This is a genomic window from Dongia soli, assembly GCF_034044715.1.
Classification (GTDB): Bacteria; Pseudomonadota; Alphaproteobacteria; order Dongiales; family Dongiaceae; genus Dongia_B; species Dongia_B soli.
The window spans coordinates 360,424-375,872 of the sequence record NZ_JAXCLW010000001.1 but is presented as its reverse complement, the minus strand read 5'-3'; the positions used below and the strand labels follow the sequence as shown (position 1 = coordinate 375,872).

At 56.4% G+C, this 15,449-nt stretch carries 16 protein-coding genes; 9 read left to right on the top strand and 7 right to left on the bottom strand.

Annotation, left to right across the window (positions count from 1 at the left end; translation table 11 throughout):
• Positions 1 to 9 precede the first annotated feature (9 nt).
• Positions 10 to 777, top strand: coding sequence for a class II aldolase/adducin family protein (locus SMD27_RS01700; protein WP_320506606.1), 768 nt, complete (start codon positions 10 to 12; stop codon positions 775 to 777).
• A gap of 7 nt (positions 778 to 784) precedes the next feature.
• Here SMD27_RS01700 and SMD27_RS01695 read toward each other — a convergent pair whose 3' ends face one another.
• Genes SMD27_RS01695 through SMD27_RS01685 form a run of 3 tightly spaced genes read right to left on the bottom strand, consistent with a single transcriptional unit; the run spans position 785 to position 3,996 of the window.
• Complete coding sequence (locus tag SMD27_RS01695; protein WP_320506605.1) at positions 785 to 1,120, bottom strand: hypothetical protein; 336 nt, start codon at positions 1,118 to 1,120, stop codon at positions 785 to 787.
• Between the two features lie 24 nt (positions 1,121 to 1,144).
• Entirely contained in the window at positions 1,145 to 2,080 is a 936-nt protein-coding gene (locus SMD27_RS01690) for a dimethylarginine dimethylaminohydrolase family protein (RefSeq protein ID WP_320506604.1), read from the bottom strand.
• Positions 2,077 to 3,996, bottom strand: coding sequence for an adenylate/guanylate cyclase domain-containing protein (locus tag SMD27_RS01685; protein WP_320506603.1), 1,920 nt, complete (start codon positions 3,994 to 3,996; stop codon positions 2,077 to 2,079). Before SMD27_RS01685 ends, SMD27_RS01690 begins: the two co-directional genes overlap by 4 nt.
• A gap of 236 nt (positions 3,997 to 4,232) precedes the next feature.
• On the opposite strand from SMD27_RS01685, the gene SMD27_RS01680 reads away from it, so the two are divergent.
• Both SMD27_RS01680 and SMD27_RS01675 read left to right on the top strand, forming a co-directional pair.
• Positions 4,233 to 5,039 (top strand): DUF72 domain-containing protein, encoded by an 807-nt coding sequence (locus SMD27_RS01680; protein ID WP_320506602.1) that lies wholly within the window; start codon positions 4,233 to 4,235, stop codon positions 5,037 to 5,039.
• Positions 5,040 to 5,254: 215 nt separating this feature from the next.
• Positions 5,255 to 5,995, top strand: coding sequence for a class I SAM-dependent methyltransferase (locus tag SMD27_RS01675; protein WP_320506601.1), 741 nt, complete (start codon positions 5,255 to 5,257; stop codon positions 5,993 to 5,995).
• Between the two features lie 3 nt (positions 5,996 to 5,998).
• Here SMD27_RS01675 and SMD27_RS01670 read toward each other — a convergent pair whose 3' ends face one another.
• The 3 genes from SMD27_RS01670 to SMD27_RS01660 all read right to left on the bottom strand — a co-directional run bounded on the left by SMD27_RS01670 (position 5,999) and on the right by SMD27_RS01660 (position 9,134).
• A complete protein-coding gene (locus SMD27_RS01670; protein ID WP_320506600.1) occupies positions 5,999 to 6,316 on the bottom strand; it encodes an antibiotic biosynthesis monooxygenase family protein in 318 nt (105 codons plus the stop codon).
• 151 nt (positions 6,317 to 6,467) lie between these two features.
• Complete coding sequence (locus SMD27_RS01665; protein ID WP_320506599.1) at positions 6,468 to 7,877, bottom strand: alginate export family protein; 1,410 nt, start codon at positions 7,875 to 7,877, stop codon at positions 6,468 to 6,470.
• A gap of 270 nt (positions 7,878 to 8,147) precedes the next feature.
• Positions 8,148 to 9,134 carry a helix-turn-helix domain-containing protein gene (locus SMD27_RS01660; RefSeq protein WP_320506598.1) on the bottom strand — a complete coding sequence of 329 codons (987 nt, stop codon included), beginning with the start codon at positions 9,132 to 9,134 and terminating at the stop codon, positions 8,148 to 8,150.
• Positions 9,135 to 9,506: 372 nt separating this feature from the next.
• Here SMD27_RS01660 and SMD27_RS01655 point away from each other — a divergent pair, with 372 nt between their 5' ends.
• From SMD27_RS01655 to SMD27_RS01630, 6 genes are all read left to right on the top strand, one after another.
• Complete coding sequence (locus tag SMD27_RS01655) at positions 9,507 to 10,160, top strand: hydrolase (RefSeq protein ID WP_320506597.1); 654 nt, start codon at positions 9,507 to 9,509, stop codon at positions 10,158 to 10,160.
• Between the two features lie 63 nt (positions 10,161 to 10,223).
• Positions 10,224 to 10,517 carry a XapX domain-containing protein gene (locus SMD27_RS01650; protein WP_320506596.1) on the top strand — a complete coding sequence of 98 codons (294 nt, stop codon included), beginning with the start codon at positions 10,224 to 10,226 and terminating at the stop codon, positions 10,515 to 10,517.
• Between the two features lie 47 nt (positions 10,518 to 10,564).
• Positions 10,565 to 12,451, top strand: a complete 1,887-nt coding sequence (locus SMD27_RS01645; protein WP_320506595.1) for an amidohydrolase — start codon at positions 10,565 to 10,567, stop codon at positions 12,449 to 12,451.
• Positions 12,436 to 12,876 carry a DoxX family protein gene (locus tag SMD27_RS01640; protein ID WP_320506594.1) on the top strand — a complete coding sequence of 147 codons (441 nt, stop codon included), beginning with the start codon at positions 12,436 to 12,438 and terminating at the stop codon, positions 12,874 to 12,876. The genes SMD27_RS01645 and SMD27_RS01640 overlap by 16 nt, the downstream gene beginning before the upstream one ends.
• A 63-nt stretch (positions 12,877 to 12,939) precedes the next feature.
• Positions 12,940 to 13,629, top strand: coding sequence for a YoaK family protein (locus SMD27_RS01635; RefSeq protein ID WP_320506593.1), 690 nt, complete (start codon positions 12,940 to 12,942; stop codon positions 13,627 to 13,629).
• A 92-nt stretch (positions 13,630 to 13,721) separates the two neighbouring features.
• Positions 13,722 to 14,576, top strand: coding sequence for an alpha/beta fold hydrolase (locus SMD27_RS01630; protein ID WP_320506592.1), 855 nt, complete (start codon positions 13,722 to 13,724; stop codon positions 14,574 to 14,576).
• A gap of 139 nt (positions 14,577 to 14,715) precedes the next feature.
• Here the strand turns inward: SMD27_RS01630 and SMD27_RS01625 are convergent, their stop codons facing one another.
• A complete protein-coding gene (locus SMD27_RS01625; protein ID WP_320506591.1) occupies positions 14,716 to 15,261 on the bottom strand; it encodes a cupin domain-containing protein in 546 nt (181 codons plus the stop codon).
• Positions 15,262 to 15,449: the final 188 nt, after the last annotated feature.

The following is a 15,449-nucleotide window of genomic DNA, read 5'->3' as shown; positions in this document are numbered from 1 at the left end:
GAGGAAGTTATGAGCTTGGCCGTCATTGCCGATAACAATACCTCGGATGCCGATTTGGAAAGCCGGGGACGGATCGACCTCGCAGCGGCTTTCCGCTGGTTCGCCCGGCTGAACATGCATGAATCGGTTGCCAATCACCTGAGTTTCGCGGTCTCGCCTGCGGGCGACAGGTTTCTCATGAATCCGCGGAGCAAGCATTTCGCTCGGATGAAGGCCAGCGATCTATTGCTCCTTGCCACAAATGACAAAGATGCCCTGTCGCGGCCGGATGCGCCGGATCCGACAGCCTGGTACATTCACGGCCGCTTGCACGCCAAGCTGCCGCAGGCCCGGTGCGTCATGCATCTGCATTCGAAATATGCAACGGCCTTGGCCTGTCTCGAAGACAATAGGCTCTATCCGATCGACCAGAACACCATGCGCTTCTATGACGACATTGCCTATGATAATGCCTTCGGGGGCATGGCCCTGTCGGATGACGAGGGCGATCGGCTCGCTTCCGTCATCGGTACGAAATCGGTTCTGGTCATGGGCAATCACGGCGTGCTCGTCGTCGGCAAGACCGTGGCTCAGGCCTTTGATGCGCTCTATTATTTCGAGCGCGCGGCTGAAACCCTGCTGACCTGCTATGCTACCGGAAAGAAGCTGCAGATCGTCTCGGAAAATGTCGCGATTCTCACAGCGCGCCAATGGAGCGACTACACGCAGCTATCGGAAGATCATCTGCGTGAGGTCAAAGCCATTCTTGATGTCGAGGAGCCGGAATACAGATCCTGACGCCGCCTCAGCGCTTCAGCATCTGCTCGGCTATTTCCAGGTCGCGCTGAAACAGCTCAGTCCAGGATTTGGCAAAGCCGTCGTCCTCACAGACTTCCAGGAACTGCTGCAGCAGCGCTTTTTCGCCCTGGAAAGCATTCTCGAACTCCTCGTCGCTTTTTGCGGCAAGTTCGGCATTGAGCTTCTGCAGTTTCTTGAACGACCCTGCCCAGTCACTGGCAATGAAAGCCGCCAAGGACGCGTCCTTCGACAATGAGGCGGCATAGCTGTCCGTGGCCTGCAGCAAGGAGGCCAGCAATTTGCTCTCTTCCAGAAGCGCTTGTCTTCCCGATTCATAGCTCATGATCGTCTCCTCTGATGGAACGGATCAGCCTCGCACGTGATTGAGTCGCATCGCCAGACAGGATAAAGCCGCGCCGGATTTCATGAATTCCGACAGGTTGAAGATGCGCAGCTCCAATCCATGCTGCACGCTGATTTCCTCCAACCGCGCTATCTTTGCTTTCTCGCTTTCGTAGTAATCATGGGTCCGGCTGATTTCCGAAATCGGTGAATCACACAGTAGATATTGACCGATGATCAGGCTGTTGGTCAGACCCGATCGGACATTCTCGACCGACGCCTCCACCACATTGCATTCCCGCTCAATGGCACGCAGCGTCACTTCGTTCGTCCGATCCCGACACAGTATCACATTTTCCGCGTCGATGACGAAGAGGCAGCAATCTAGGTGATATAAATATTCATCGGCGATCCGATACGGGATTATTTTCATGCCGAAGGACTGGCTGAACCAAGCCAGAGCGTTCAGCGATGTGCGCAGCCCATGTGCGCCGATATAAATGTCGTCCCGCAGATATTTGAGATCGGCTTCGCCTTCGAAATAGAGTGCTTCTCCGTCGGCCCCCCTCTCCGGCGGAAGATGCACATGAAAATGCATCAGATTGAAAAAGTCGATGCCGACCGGCGCCTCGGCGAGACGCGGGGTTGAGCGAAACCGTGAAACGACGACAGTCTCATCTCTCAGATGCGGCAATACAATGCCAAGATTCGCGACATAAGCCTGATCCTGCAGTTTCGGTGTGCTGGGCAGGAGATAAACGACAGCGCGCTGGGCGAGGAAATGATAGAGCTCGGTAAATTGATGCAGTGCCTTCCTGTGATCAATCAGGCGTTCAGCATCGCTCATTTGCTGCATCAGGATATTATTCGGCTCGTCGGTCGCGAGCGATAGTGGCAGATTCATCAGCAGGGCAGGGCGATCAAGCGTTTTTAAACGCGGCGCGACGGTCCGCGGCATCATTGCGGCAATCCCACGCGGGAGAAAGCGGCGATCCAACGATCGATCTGCTGCGGCGTTTTATAAGGCAGCGTCTCTTCGACATATTTGCGGTGGGCGGCCATGGAGAAGCCCGGATCCAGCTTCAGAATTTCTTTGGCTATTCTTTGCGCATCGGCCATGCGATTGACTTTGGGATCTGCATAACAGGCGGCAAGGATGCGCAGCAGCCAGAGTTGTTCCTCCGATGGCTGTGCGTCGATGATTTTCTCCAGTGTCTCGATGCATTCCTGCGGCCTGCCCGCTTCCTGATATGCCCAGCCGAGATACTCGACATACCATTGATCGAAGAACGGGTTGCGCCTCATGGCCTCCTTGATCTGTGTGATGGCCTGTTCCGGACGGCCAATATAGATCAGCAGGCTTGCCATCTCGGCCAGTAGCTCGGCATCGTTGGGATTCATGTCGCGCGCCCGGTTATAGGCCGCTTCCGCCTGCTCGTGCTGCCAGCTATAAAGATAGGCCCAGCCAAGCACCCAATAGCTGCGGTAATCCTTCGGACCTAGTTGAACTGCCTTCTTGGCGAGGCCCAAAGCCTGATCGACGGCATTCTTGTAATCCTCGGTCCAGTCGTATTCGTAATCAAGTGCATAGGTCCAGGCGAGGCCCGCATAAGCGCGCGCATAGCCGGGATCGGCGTTGCGGGCGATTTCGAAAAGGCGCCGCGCCTCACGATTTCCCTCCGGCGTGAATTTGTACCATTCGTGCCAGCCCTGCATCAGGTAATCGTAAGCGATGAAGGTCTGGGGCGGCTTGTCGGAGACGCGCTTCAGTTCCGCCGCCGCCAACATACCCGTCGTGCCGGTCAGGGTGCCGGCGATGGAGGCGGCAACGTCATCCTGGATCTGGAATATCTTATCGACATTGCGATCGTAGCGTTCGGCCCAGATATGTTCGCCGGTCTCGGTATCGATCAACTGTGCGGTAACGCGCAGCGAATTTCCGGCCTTCTGGACGCTGCCCTCGACCACATAACTGGCGCCGAGTTCATCGCGGATCCGCTGCACTTTGACCGGCTTATCCGTGTAGATCGAGGATGAGTTGCGGGCGATGACATAGAGATCGGGGAATTTTGCGAGATTCGTGATGAGGTCTTCGGTGATGCCTTCAGCAAGATAAACTTGCCCCGAATCGCCGCTCAAGTTGTCGAAAGGCAGGATCGCGATTGAGGCCTTGTCTGGCGGCTGCAGGATCGGATTGCGATGCCAGGGCTGCCACCAGGCAATGGCGAGCGCTATTCCGGCGAGGACGACTATAAGCGCCGCCAATGCTCTTGGCCGCCGCCATTGCGGTATCGGGCGGCGGTGGACTGCCGGTCTGGTGCCGGGACCCGGGCGCATGCGATAGACTTTGATCGGCTCGGAGACATTCTTGACGTGGCGCTGGCCGATATAATCAAGATCGAGGTTTACCTGGTTATGAATGTGGTCGACCACCACGGCGGAAACGAAAATGGTGCCGGGATCGGCTAACGCTTGCAGGCGCGCCGCGACATTGACCCCCATGCCATAGACATCCTGTTCGGCAAAAATGACGTCACCGACATTCACGCCGATGCGGAATATGATCGGCCGTTCCGACGACGCGCTGGCATTCCATTCCTGCAAGCTGCGCTGGATTTCGAAGACGCATTTGACCGCATCGACCGCGCTCGCGAACTCGATCAGGGCCCCATCACCCGTGAACTTGAAAATATGCCCGCGATAGGCGGCGACCAGCGGCTCGACGATCTCCCGCATGCAGGCACTGAGGGCGACATGCGTCGCCGCTTCGTCGGCTTCCATCAATCTCGTATAGTCGACCACGTCCAGCGAGGCGATCGCTGCAAGGCGCCGCTCGGTTTTCATGATACCGCCGCCTGCAATTTTCGGGTCTTCCATGAGAGTCGTGCCTGGGCTCTTTTATGGAACGCGCCCAACGTCAAACTATAACCCGTTTCAATGAGGTAGGCGACCCTGCTGCAGGGCTGGGCGCATATCGGATTATGCACCTGTCCTGTGATTAAGGTCATGTGGGTGGCGTGCGGCCAAGCGAGCGATTGCGGTCCGCCAGCTAGGACTTGACACCAATAAGGGCAGCTCCGCTAAGGTCATGGCCGAACAGCGAGGAAGCTCCCATGGCGAAAGCGAGCAAAGCGAAGATCTATGTCGGGATTGGCGGCTGGGTCTACGAGCCCTGGCGCGGTCCCTTCTACCCCGACGGTCTGGCGCAGAAGCGTGAATTGGAATATGCCAGCCGGCAGGTGACCTCCATTGAGATCAATGGCACCTATTACGGCGCGCAGAAGCCCGAGAGCTTCGCCAAATGGCATGACGAGACGCCGGACGACTTCGTCTTCTCATTGAAAGGTTCGCGCTACATCACCAACCGCCGCGTGCTGGCGGAGGCCGAAGAATCCATCGAGCGCTTCTTTACCGGCGGCGTCATGCAGTTAAAGGACAAGCTCGGTGTGGTGAACTGGCAGTTCATGCCGACCAAGAAATTCGATCCCAAGGATTTCGAAGCTTTCCTCAAGCTTTTGCCAAAATCCGTCGAGGGGCGCGACATTCGCCATGCCGTCGAGGTGCGCCATGACAGTTTCAAGGTGCCGGATTTCATTTCTCTGGTGCGGGAATACGGTGTCGCGATCGTCATATCGGGTGATTCCCGGTATCCGCAGCTTGCTGATCTGACCGCACCCTTCGTCTATGTGCGGATCATGGGCACGACAGAAAAGGCGCCAGCCGGTTATAGCCCGGCTGCGCTCGACCGCTGGGCGGAGCGGGCGCGAATCTGGGCGGCCGGAGAAATGCCGGACGGGCTCGAGGCTGTAGACGGTAGCAAGGCACGTAAAATGCCCCGCGATGTCTATCTCTATGTGATCAGCGGTTTCAAGGAACGCAATCCGGCCGCGGCGAAGGCGTTGATCGAACGCTTAGGATAAGCACACGTGTGCAAGCGACCCGCATCAATAATCACGCGTTCTCACTCATTTGGATGAGGCGATTCCCCGTCAAGCTGTGCATCTTGGCTTGAATTGGAAATGCGCAAGGTGCGCGGCCAAGCGAAGCGGTCCTCGCAAGCTGTGGGCGGCGGCGTCAGGTGCTGGACGCGGCTGTCTGCTTATGGCCCGCCATGTAACAGCTAGAGGCGGTGGCAATGTCATCTGTGCTCTCTAAAGTTTATCACGAAATCGGCGCGGGCGGTTTTGCGCATAACGACCAGATCATGTTGTTCTTCCTGCGCGTTCATGCGCTCCTCACGCCCGATATGACGGTGATGGATTTTGGTGCCGGGCGCGGGCGGGTATCAGAGGCTTCGTCCGGTTTTTGCCGGGACTTCAAGATCCTCAAGGGAAAATGCGACAAGGTCATTGGCGTGGATATCGATCCGGCCGTGTTGGAAAATCAAACGGTCAATGAAGCCTGTGTGATAGATGCCGATGGACACATACCGCTGCCCGATCAAGCGGTAGACCTTGTCTTCTCCTGCGCAACTTTTGAGCACATCGAATATCCAGCAAAAACCGCTCAAGAGTTAAGCCGCGTCCTCAGGCCCGGCGGCTGGATCTGTGCCTGGACGCCGGCCAAATGGGGCTATGTGGCGGTCGGCGCCCGATTGGTGCCAAATGCCATGCATCATCATGCCGTCCGGATGCTGTCAAGTGGCGGCCGCCGTAGCGCCGACGTTTTTCCCACCTTTTACCGGCTGAATACGATCGGCGCCGTCCGGCGTCATTTCGTGCCGCTTGGCTTCACGGATTACAGCTACTATCTCGGCGGGTCCCCGTCATATTTCGCCAATCAAGCCGCATTAGCGCGCTTCTGGGCCGGCTACAATTCGCTCATGCCGCCACCGTTGAAAAAGAACCTGCACGTTTTTCTGCAGAAGAACCCCTAGCGATCAGCTCGCCTTCACGCTCTGGATAATGTCGAACCCTTCGAAGTGCGGATGACCGAGATAGAGAGACTTGTTATCGCCGGCATTGCGATGGGCCTGCCGAAAGGCTTCCGATTTCGTCCAGGCGTCGAAATCCGTACGCGACCGCCAGAGCGAATGGGAAGAAAAGAGCGTGTGATCATCGAAGGTTTCGCCGCGCAGCAGGTGGAATTCGACGAAGCCAGGCACATCTTCAAGATAGGTATCCCGGGAAAGCCAGACATTCTCGAAGTCCTTTTCTCTACCCCGAACGACCTGAAATCGGTTCATAGCGATAAACATACCCGTCTCCATTCAAATGAAGCCCGACAGTTGTCGAGGCCGCGATGGTGCCGGGAAAATATGCAGTCTGGCCTATGTGGCTGCAAGCCTCTCTTGGTTCCGGAAAACAGGGAATACCCGGCGGGATCCGAGACTGACCCTGTATGGAAGGCTAGAACTTGTATGCTGTAGAGAACATGACAAAGTCGACATCCTTGCCGCCGGCCGATTTGAGTGCGCTGCCTGCATCGAAATGAACATAGCTGGCCTTGACCTCAATGTGTCGATCGAATTGCCAGTCGACGTCCAACGCCACCTGGTTGCCCGTATAATGGCCGCCATGTCCCGCAGTGCCATCCACGGCACTGTTCGGTTCAATATAGATGGCATCGTTGGTTGTTGTGCGCCACAACGCATCCCAGCTGAGCGAGACGCTTACATTGTCGAAAGGCTGTATCGTAACGCTCGGCTGCACATCGAAGAAATTGCTCGGCGCGATGAGAGACGCCTCGCTGAAATAGCCAAGTCTGGGGAATAGCGGGTTAAAGGTCCCCAGTTTATGATCCTTTGCATCGGTGTCGCCGCTGGCGATATTGGCCTTCACTCCCAAACGGGGCTGCCATCGTACATTCTCGAATGTATAGCCGGTATCGGACGCCGCGGTCCACGCGCGGATATCCTCATTGTGGAAGCTGCCGAACTGACCCACGAACTCCCAGTTCCAATCGAAACCGGAGGTCTCACCGAAGATGCGGGTGCCCAAGGAATGCCGCGTCTCGTCACCCGGAATGTCACCGAAGCTCGCCTGGTTATTGTGGAATCCCAGATAATAGAGATCAAGGTTCAGACCGGGTATCGCTGGAACAGGAATTGTATTGTAGGTTCCCCAAAGCGCCTGATGGCTGTTGGTGTCATCGTCGAAGATATCCTCCCGCAGATTTACCGGTCGTACCGCGAGAGCGCTGAGTTTAACCCCGCCGATATTGTCGTCTAAGCGAAAGCCATCGAAACTCCGCCGCACATTTGGTGGTTCTCGGACGGAGACGAGGCGTTGCGTACCATAGAGAATTTCCTGCCGGCCAAATCGCAGGGTTGGATCAATATCACTGTCCTCCGCAATCGGAAGCTTTGCATCCAGGAATCCCTGTTGGAGATCAAGATGGTTGGCGTCTGTCGGTCCGAGAGGGCTGTCCTTCCACGCCTCCAGCGCACTTCCGAACTGGACAAAGCCTCGAAGAAACTCGCCCAGATGAAGATCAGCGTGCAGCAACAGGCGGTGAAAGAGGTAGGCGTCGCTGTGTTCTCCGTCCAAGGAAAAGTCCGGTGCGGAATAATATTCGAACCGCTCGCGCAACTCGCCGCCCAGGGTCAGATAAAAGTCGTGTGAATCCGACAGCGGGATGTACTTAATCGGGTCCCAGAAGTCGGTATGACGCGATTCATCCTGGAGATAGCGATAATCCTCCTCGAAACGCAGCGTTTTGTAAGCCGGCGGCTCAAAGCCATCTGCATTTGCCATAACGGGCAATAGACTTGCGGCGATACCAACGAAAACGAATGAAGGAAGCGAATTCTTAGTCATCAAATTGCGTGCATTTCTCGCTCTAGCTCGTCGCGATGGAAGAGCTTGCGGCAATTGAAAAGATAAGCGTGGGGTTTAGCTAAGCATACTTGGAGAGATAACCGTCCTGTCCTCATCTTTGCAAAGTCGGCAGGGGTTGTCTTGATTGAAGATGAGATTGCTTGACGAAAAATGCGATCTCAAGATCGGGCCACGGAATGAAATGCCGGGCGCCGATGTTCGGTGCTCCACCTAATGCCGCCTGAAGGAGGAACAGCAGGGGTAGGTGGCTCAAACCTTGTTCTGCCGCCGCCAAGCTGCAGGACTGATTCCCTCGGCCTTAGTAAAGGTCCGGGTGAAATGGCTCTGTTCCGTGAAGCCGCAACTGCTGGCGATTTCGGAGATCGTCTCCTCGGTATGGGCGAGCTTACTTTTCGCGAGATTGATCCGTTCTCGGATAATCCATTGGTGGGGCGAGAGGCCTGTCGATGCGAGGAATGCTCTGGAAAAATGTCCTTTAGAAAGGCCGACCAGATCGGCCAGTTCGTCAACGCTCCGATCTCGCTTCAGATCGCTACAAACGAAAGCGAGAACTTTGCGAATTTGCCAGGGCGCCAGACCCGAGATCGATGATTTATTCGGTTTATCCTTTTGTATTTCGTCTTGTATTTCGTCCTCAGCATCGGCGCGCGCTGAAGGAAAGGCGGAAGAGACGACGACGGAAGGTAGATTATTTGCACGATCGTCATATTTCTCGGTCTGGCTCGAGGCGTAATGATTGATGATATGCTCGACGATGATCACCCGAAGGGCTTTCAGGAAGGCTGGGTCGAACGTAACGCCGCGTGAAATCAATGAGATAATATTTTCGCCGAACGAATATAAAAAACTGTCCCGTACGACATGCATCTCACCCGCGCGTACGACGGCATTTAAAAAGCGCTTGGCATCAGCAAACTGTTCGTCCATGCCAATGTGAAGATTGACGAACTGCGCCGATTTGCGCCAAGTGACGGAATGGGGCTGCTGAAAAGGGACGATTATAGCGTCACCGCGATGCGCCAATGCGCCCGACCAGCAGCCATTCGATCGCTGCCAGGTGATCTCGACAGAGGTCTCCGATATGGGAATGGAGATCTGAATGTTGTTATGCGAATGTTCGCGAACTTCATAAGCTTCGCGAACAGATACCTTCACCCCGAAACGACTCTCTTCATCATAAATAAAATCCGAGAAGCCGCTACCGAGGGGTTTATCCTTTAGCGGAGTGGTAATCATGCTATGTTCCCTCGCGCTGTCCGGTGGGTCTTGGCCCTGTCCGGTCGCGATCGCTAAAGCTAAATATCCCTGGCCGTTACCGCCAAAGGTTGCGCCTCATTCATAACCAGCGCGGCTGCATATGATAATGCTTATCTCGGCTCGGCTTTGTCTAAAAATGATTTTGATTTGCTAATACTGACATTTTCTCGGCCGGTCATCATTCGTTGCCTTGCCGCCCCGATTCCATCTCTTCATGCTGCTGCTCTCGGCTCCGTCCTTCAGCCCTGTCCTCACGGCATTGATGCCGGAACGGGCCGGTGCTAGGTCCAAAGTCGGATCGAGACCCTCCGCGCGCCCTTCCCATGCGCTCATCTCAATGGAGTGAAATCAATGCCCATCGTCGCCAAACCTACGCCCGGCCCTGAGCTTCTGTCGCCCAAGGACCACCTTCTGATCATGATCGACTTCCAATCTCAGATGGCCTTCGCAACCCATTCAATCGATGCCGTCACATTGCGAAACAATGCGGCGCTGGTCGCCCATGCCGCGGCAGGATTTGGAGTGTCGACCATTTTAACGACAGTCGCCGAGAAGAGTTTCTCGGGCCCGATGTTCAGCGAGATAACGGATCCGTTCAAGGAACAAGCGCTTTTGGATCGTACATCCATGAACACCTGGGAAGATGAAGCGGTCATCAAGCGGGTGAATGAACACGGCAAGACGAGGATCGTCCTGGCGGGCCTATGGACCGGCGTCTGTATTGTCGGCCCGGCGCTCTCGGCGATCGCCCAGGGATTCGAAGTATATGTCATTGCCGACGCATGCGGCGATGTATCTACGGAAGCCCACAACAGGGCCATGGACCGGATGGTCCAAGCCGGCGCACGGCCGATGACGTCGCTGCAATATTTGCTTGAGCTCCAGCGTGATTGGGCTCGTGCGGAGACCTATGACCTCACCACGGGCATCGCCAAGCAGTTCGGCGGCGCTTATGGCCTTGGCGTGATCTACGCAAAGACCATGTTCGGTGCGCACGAAGGTTAACTCGGGAGGCGCCGGTCGCGAGGATCGGCGCCTTCATGACGTTAACGGGCAACGGAGGTGCGTATGAAGATGTACTTGGCGTCTCTCGCTGCAGGCGTCCTGGTCGGGATCATATACAGTGTCATCAATGTGCGTTCGCCAGCACCACCGGTTGTCGCACTCATTGGTCTTCTTGGAATCTTGGCTGGTGAGCAAATACCGCCCCTTGTGAAGTGCCTTCTTTCGCGTGAACTGACGGTCCAGTCATGGTTCGGGCATGTTGGGCCACATATGTTCGGCGACCTGCCGAAGGGGCCGAAGATAGAAATGACGACTTCCGATCCTGCGTCTTCAAAGGGCGATGACGCGAAGTCCTGATCTCGGCGGCTAGCCACCGTCCCTTCCCTCATTTTGGAGACACAGTTATGTCGCGTGAGATGGACCCGGAAATCATCTTCTATCACGGCCAAGTGACGACACTTGATCCCGCCAATCCCTCGGCCAATGCGGTCGCAATCAGCAATGGCCGTTTCACGCATGTAGGCCCCAATGACGACGTCATTCGCCTCGCCGGGCCGAAAACCAAACTGATCGATCTCGAAGGGCGGCGCGTACTGCCGGGCCTGATCGATAACCACTTGCATATCATCCGTGGCGGCTTGAACTACAATATGGAGTTGCGGTGGGACGGCGTACGTACCTTGTCCGACGCCATGGACATGCTCAAGAAGCAGGTGGCGGTGACGCCGCCGCCCCAATGGGTGCGCGTCGTCGGCGGATTTACGGAGCTCCAATTTGCCGAGAAGCGGCTGCCTACAATTGACGAACTGAACGCCGCCGCGCCGGATACACCGGTCTTTTTACTGCATCTTTATGACCGGGCCATCCTGAACGCCGCCGCTTTGCGGGTGGTCGGTTATACAAAGGACACGCCAAATCCGCCGGGTGGCGAGATCGTCAGAGACTCCTCAGGCAATCCGACAGGTCTGCTGCTGGCGCGGCCGAATGCAGGGATTTTGTATGCGACCTTGGCCAAGGGCCCGAAACTTCCCTTTGACTACCAGCTGAACTCGACCCGCCATTTCATGCGTGAGCTAAATCGTTTGGGCGTGACCGGCGCCATCGACGCCGGTGGCGGCTTCCAGAATTACCCGGATGATTACGCCGTCATCCAAAAACTCGCCGCGGAAGACCAGCTGACAATCAGACTGGCCTACAACCTGTTCACGCAGAAGCCTAAAGCAGAAAAGGCCGATTTCCTCAACTGGACAAAAACGTCGCAATACAAGCAGGGCGACGACTATTTTCGTCATAACGGCGCAGGCGAGATGCTCGTGTTCTCGGCTGCGGATTTCGAAGACTTTCGGGAGCCGCGACCGGAAATGCCCCCGGAGATGGAAGGGGATCTGGAAGAGGTGGTGCGCATCCTCGCAGAGAACCGCTGGCCATGGCGGATGCATGCCACTTACGACGAGACGATATCGCGCGCGCTCGATGTTTTCGAAAAGGTGAATCGCGACATTCCGTTAACCGGACTCAACTGGTTCTTTGACCATGCGGAAACCATTTCGGATCGCTCAATAGACCGCGTCGCGGCTTTAGGCGGTGGAATAGCTGTGCAGCATCGCATGGCCTATCAAGGCGACTACTTTGTCGAGCGCTATGGCAACGCAGCGGCAGAAATGACGCCGCCGGTCGCCAAAATTCTACAGCGGGGCGTAAAAACATCCGCCGGCACCGATGCGACCCGCGTCGCTTCTTATAATCCTTGGGTGGCGCTTGCATGGCTCATTACGGGCAAGACCGTGAGTGGGCTTACCATCTACCCGCGACGGAATTGCCTGGACCGGGAAACGGCTCTCCGAATGTGGACCGAGAAGGTGACTTGGTTTTCCAATGAGGAGGGAAAGAAGGGGCGCATTGAAGCGGGCCAACTCGCCGATTTGATGGTGCCCGACCGGGATCTGTTCAATTGCCCTGAGAGTGAAATAGCCGACATCACATCTCTTCTCACCGTTGTTGGCGGCAGGGTGGTCTATGGCGCCGGCGACTTTTCCTCCCTTGATGAGACCGACGTGCCGCCGCCGATGCCGGACTGGTCGCCGGTTCGCCAATTCGGCGGCTATGGGGCTTGGGGCGGCGCCTCGTCGCCCGATCAAAAGCTCAAGCGCCAGGCCTCCGTCGCCTGTGGTTGCCACAATAGCTGCGGCATTCATGGACATGACCATGTCCGCGCCTGGTCGGACCGCATACCGGCTGCAGACTTAAAGTCATTTTGGGGAGCTCTCGGTTGCGCTTGCTGGGCCATATAAGCGAGGAGAAACCAGGTCTGCAGCGGCTTGCGACATCGCCGGCCGTTTATTGGATTGCTCTTCTTGCGCTCTGCGGCGCCTATCTGCAGGGTGGCATCACGAAGGCACTCGACTTTCAGGCCGCCGTTGCGGAGATGGCGCATTTCGGGCTGGAACCCGCCCAGCCGTTTGCGCTCGCCGTCATCGTTCTAGAACTGGGTGCGTCATTCCTCATCCTAGCCGGCTTCTATCGCTGGATCGGTGCTTTGGCTCTGGCCGGGTTCACCGCTATGGCAGCTTTTCTGGCAAATGCATTTTGGCTGGCGGATGAGACGGACCGCCTGCGCCTGATGAATGCCTTCATGGAGCATTTTGGCTTGGCCGGCGGATTCATCCTCGTCGCTTGGCACGACATCAAGCAGGGCATCGCCAGGACGCGATCTTGAGCGCTCTTCATGCCGCCATCGTGCTGGCCCGATCAGCAGAAACGTAGCTTTGTTAAGGAAAGGATGGTCGTGTTCGATCAACGTCATGGGCCCTTGCCGCTATACTTACTTGCCTTGACGATATTGACCGGGCTGGTCGATGCAGCCAGCTATTTGGGTCTGGGGCACGTATTCGTGGCCAACATGACCGGCAATGTTGTCTTCCTTGGCTTCGCGGCGGCGCGAATAACGGGTTTTTCAGTCACTGCCTCGCTGGTCGCCATAGCGGCCTTCATGGCCGGCGCGCTTTGCGGGGGTGTGATCGGCCGGGCAAAGGATGGACATCGTGGGCGCATCCTGTGGATAGCGATAGGCATGGAGACGTGTCTAGCGGGGGCGGCACTTGTCATGATCCTCGAACGGGAGCGAATGGCGGCGGACCTATCCATACTGCTTATAATCGTCACGCTTTCGATTGCGATGGGGTTGCAGAACAGCATCGTACGGCGCCTCGCAGTGCCTGACCTTACGACAACCGTCCTGACACTGACGATCACGGGTTTGGCAGCCGATCGTGGCGCAGCAACCGGGGCAGTGACACGCCGATTCAGTTCCGTGATTTGCATGTTCGCCGGCGCTGCGGCCGGCGGTACGCTGATGCTGGTCCTGGATCTGAAGGCAACATTGATTGCGGCGTTTGTTTTGCTACTCGGCGTGTTTGTCACTGCCTTCGGGATACGGAATTCCACCGCAGCCTGGACCAAGATTCCGTGACGTGACCAGCGTGTAAAGTCTCCTCGACTTGTCGATCGATCGGCAGGCCGCGGGAGCCTTCCCGCAAGTGCATATTTTTGAAGGGACATGAGATGATGCAACATGTAAGCAAGCGCGCTGTCGTAAATGGCGTAAACCTGCACTACATCGTGGCCGGTCAAGGCCCCATTGTACTTGGTATGCATGGCTGGCCGCAGAATCACCGCGAATTCTTGCCTGTGATCGAGAGGCTCGCCGATCGCTATCGATTCATCGTTCCCGACATTCGTGGATATGCAGATAGCGACAAACCTTTCTCAGGTTATGAGCCGAAGACCGTTGCCCAGGACATGCTCGATCTTCTGGCGGTCGAAGGTGTCGAGCGATTCCATATTCTCAGTCACGACCTCGGCGGACCGCATTCGGTTGCGCTGGCTTATATGGCGGGCGACCGGCCGTTTTCCCTGGCGACGATCGAAACCCCGTTCTTCGGGCTGGATTTCCCCGGCTATGTTGATCCCCGCGTGCCGTATTGGCATCTGACCATGCATATGAACATGGATATTACTACCTTCCTGGTCGAAGGGCGCGAGGATCGCTATCTGCGGCACTTCTTCCGCGACTTCGCCTATAATCCCGAGGCGATACCGGAGGAAGAAATCCAGCGCTATGTTACCCAGATGCGCCAGCCAGGCAATCTGCGCGCCAGCCTCAATCACTATGGCTATATTCCGCAGATGGCGGAGCAAACGGCCGAGTTGGCAAAGAAGAAGCTCAAGGTGCCAATGCTGGCTTGGGCCGGTATCCGCTCGTTTGGAACACATTGCATCGACAGCGCGAAAGCGATCTCCGCCAGCGCGGAAGGCGGCGTGATCGAAGAATGTGGGCACTGGGTCTTCGAAGAAAAGCCCGACTTCATTTGCGAGCAACTGGCACGCTTCTGGCAAAAGTACGGCGAAACTAAATGATCCCCGGCCAGACATCGAACGTCACTAAATTTCAAGGTGTGCGCCGTCGCAGCCTTCCGTGCTGCCGCTGAGCGGCAGGGCGTCACGAAGGTTGCGACGGCTGTAATCCGGCGATCGCTTTCCTTTTTTTACAAGCGATTTAGTCCTTGGTATCGATGACGAGCTTCGTGTCATTGGTATCGACTACGAAAACCGCCAGCAAGCTCGCCGGTTCGGTGTCGCTGGCATTGGCGCTGACGCCATGACGGTCGCCCGGCATTTCGAAGAAGTTTTCACCTGCATGGTAGACTTTGACCGAGCCATCGTTGATCTGGCTGCGAATTGAGCCTGTCAGGACCGTCGCATAGATGAAGGCGGAGCGTGGATGGGTGTGTGCGTGAGATGAGCCGCCGGGGCCGTATTCAACCAACACCCCCTTCATGCTTTTTCCCGGTACATTCGGAAGTACATGGTCGAAGACCACGGTGACTTTGGCTTTTGTTCCAGAGTCCTGCGCGAAAGCCGCGCTCCAGCCAAGAGTGGCGAAAATGATGACCCAGAGAAGCCTGACGAGCATTTTTAAGCTCCTTGTTTGTGTTGCCCCCCTCTTTGGGAGAAGGCGCAATGACCTCATGGCCGCCTTTAGCGAGAATCGCACAACCTCGGTACCGATGAGGCCGGTACCTCCAATGACGACGATTTTCATCTTCGTTCCTCACATGCAAAGAAGATGGAGTGACGTTCAGCCGAGGTACCCTTCAATCGACGCCGGCTAAGATGGCTTTTGACGCGTCCGAATAGTCCTGGGTTCTATCCCAATATAGCTCAAATCGCGTCGCTTGAGTTGCCAAATTGGTCTCGGGCGTCGATTGGGTTACAGGTGGCTTTGTTCAA

Excerpts from the sequence above, each read along its gene's own strand:
- SMD27_RS01700 (WP_320506606.1), top strand. The coding sequence starts at position 10 with ATGAGCTTGGCCGTCATTGCCGATAACAATACCTCGGATGCCGATTTG.
- SMD27_RS01695 (WP_320506605.1), bottom strand. The coding sequence starts at position 1,120 with ATGAGCTATGAATCGGGAAGACAAGCGCTTCTGGAAGAGAGCAAATTG.
- SMD27_RS01690 (WP_320506604.1), bottom strand. The coding sequence starts at position 2,080 with ATGATGCCGCGGACCGTCGCGCCGCGTTTAAAAACGCTTGATCGCCCT.
- SMD27_RS01685 (WP_320506603.1), bottom strand. The coding sequence starts at position 3,996 with ATGGAAGACCCGAAAATTGCAGGCGGCGGTATCATGAAAACCGAGCGG.
- SMD27_RS01680 (WP_320506602.1), top strand. The coding sequence starts at position 4,233 with ATGGCGAAAGCGAGCAAAGCGAAGATCTATGTCGGGATTGGCGGCTGG.
- SMD27_RS01675 (WP_320506601.1), top strand. The coding sequence starts at position 5,255 with ATGTCATCTGTGCTCTCTAAAGTTTATCACGAAATCGGCGCGGGCGGT.
- SMD27_RS01670 (WP_320506600.1), bottom strand. The coding sequence starts at position 6,316 with ATGTTTATCGCTATGAACCGATTTCAGGTCGTTCGGGGTAGAGAAAAG.
- SMD27_RS01665 (WP_320506599.1), bottom strand. The coding sequence starts at position 7,877 with ATGACTAAGAATTCGCTTCCTTCATTCGTTTTCGTTGGTATCGCCGCA.
- SMD27_RS01660 (WP_320506598.1), bottom strand. The coding sequence starts at position 9,134 with ATGATTACCACTCCGCTAAAGGATAAACCCCTCGGTAGCGGCTTCTCG.
- SMD27_RS01655 (WP_320506597.1), top strand. The coding sequence starts at position 9,507 with ATGCCCATCGTCGCCAAACCTACGCCCGGCCCTGAGCTTCTGTCGCCC.
- SMD27_RS01650 (WP_320506596.1), top strand. The coding sequence starts at position 10,224 with ATGAAGATGTACTTGGCGTCTCTCGCTGCAGGCGTCCTGGTCGGGATC.
- SMD27_RS01645 (WP_320506595.1), top strand. The coding sequence starts at position 10,565 with ATGTCGCGTGAGATGGACCCGGAAATCATCTTCTATCACGGCCAAGTG.
- SMD27_RS01635 (WP_320506593.1), top strand. The coding sequence starts at position 12,940 with ATGGTCGTGTTCGATCAACGTCATGGGCCCTTGCCGCTATACTTACTT.
- SMD27_RS01630 (WP_320506592.1), top strand. The coding sequence starts at position 13,722 with ATGATGCAACATGTAAGCAAGCGCGCTGTCGTAAATGGCGTAAACCTG.
- SMD27_RS01625 (WP_320506591.1), bottom strand. The coding sequence starts at position 15,261 with ATGAAAATCGTCGTCATTGGAGGTACCGGCCTCATCGGTACCGAGGTT.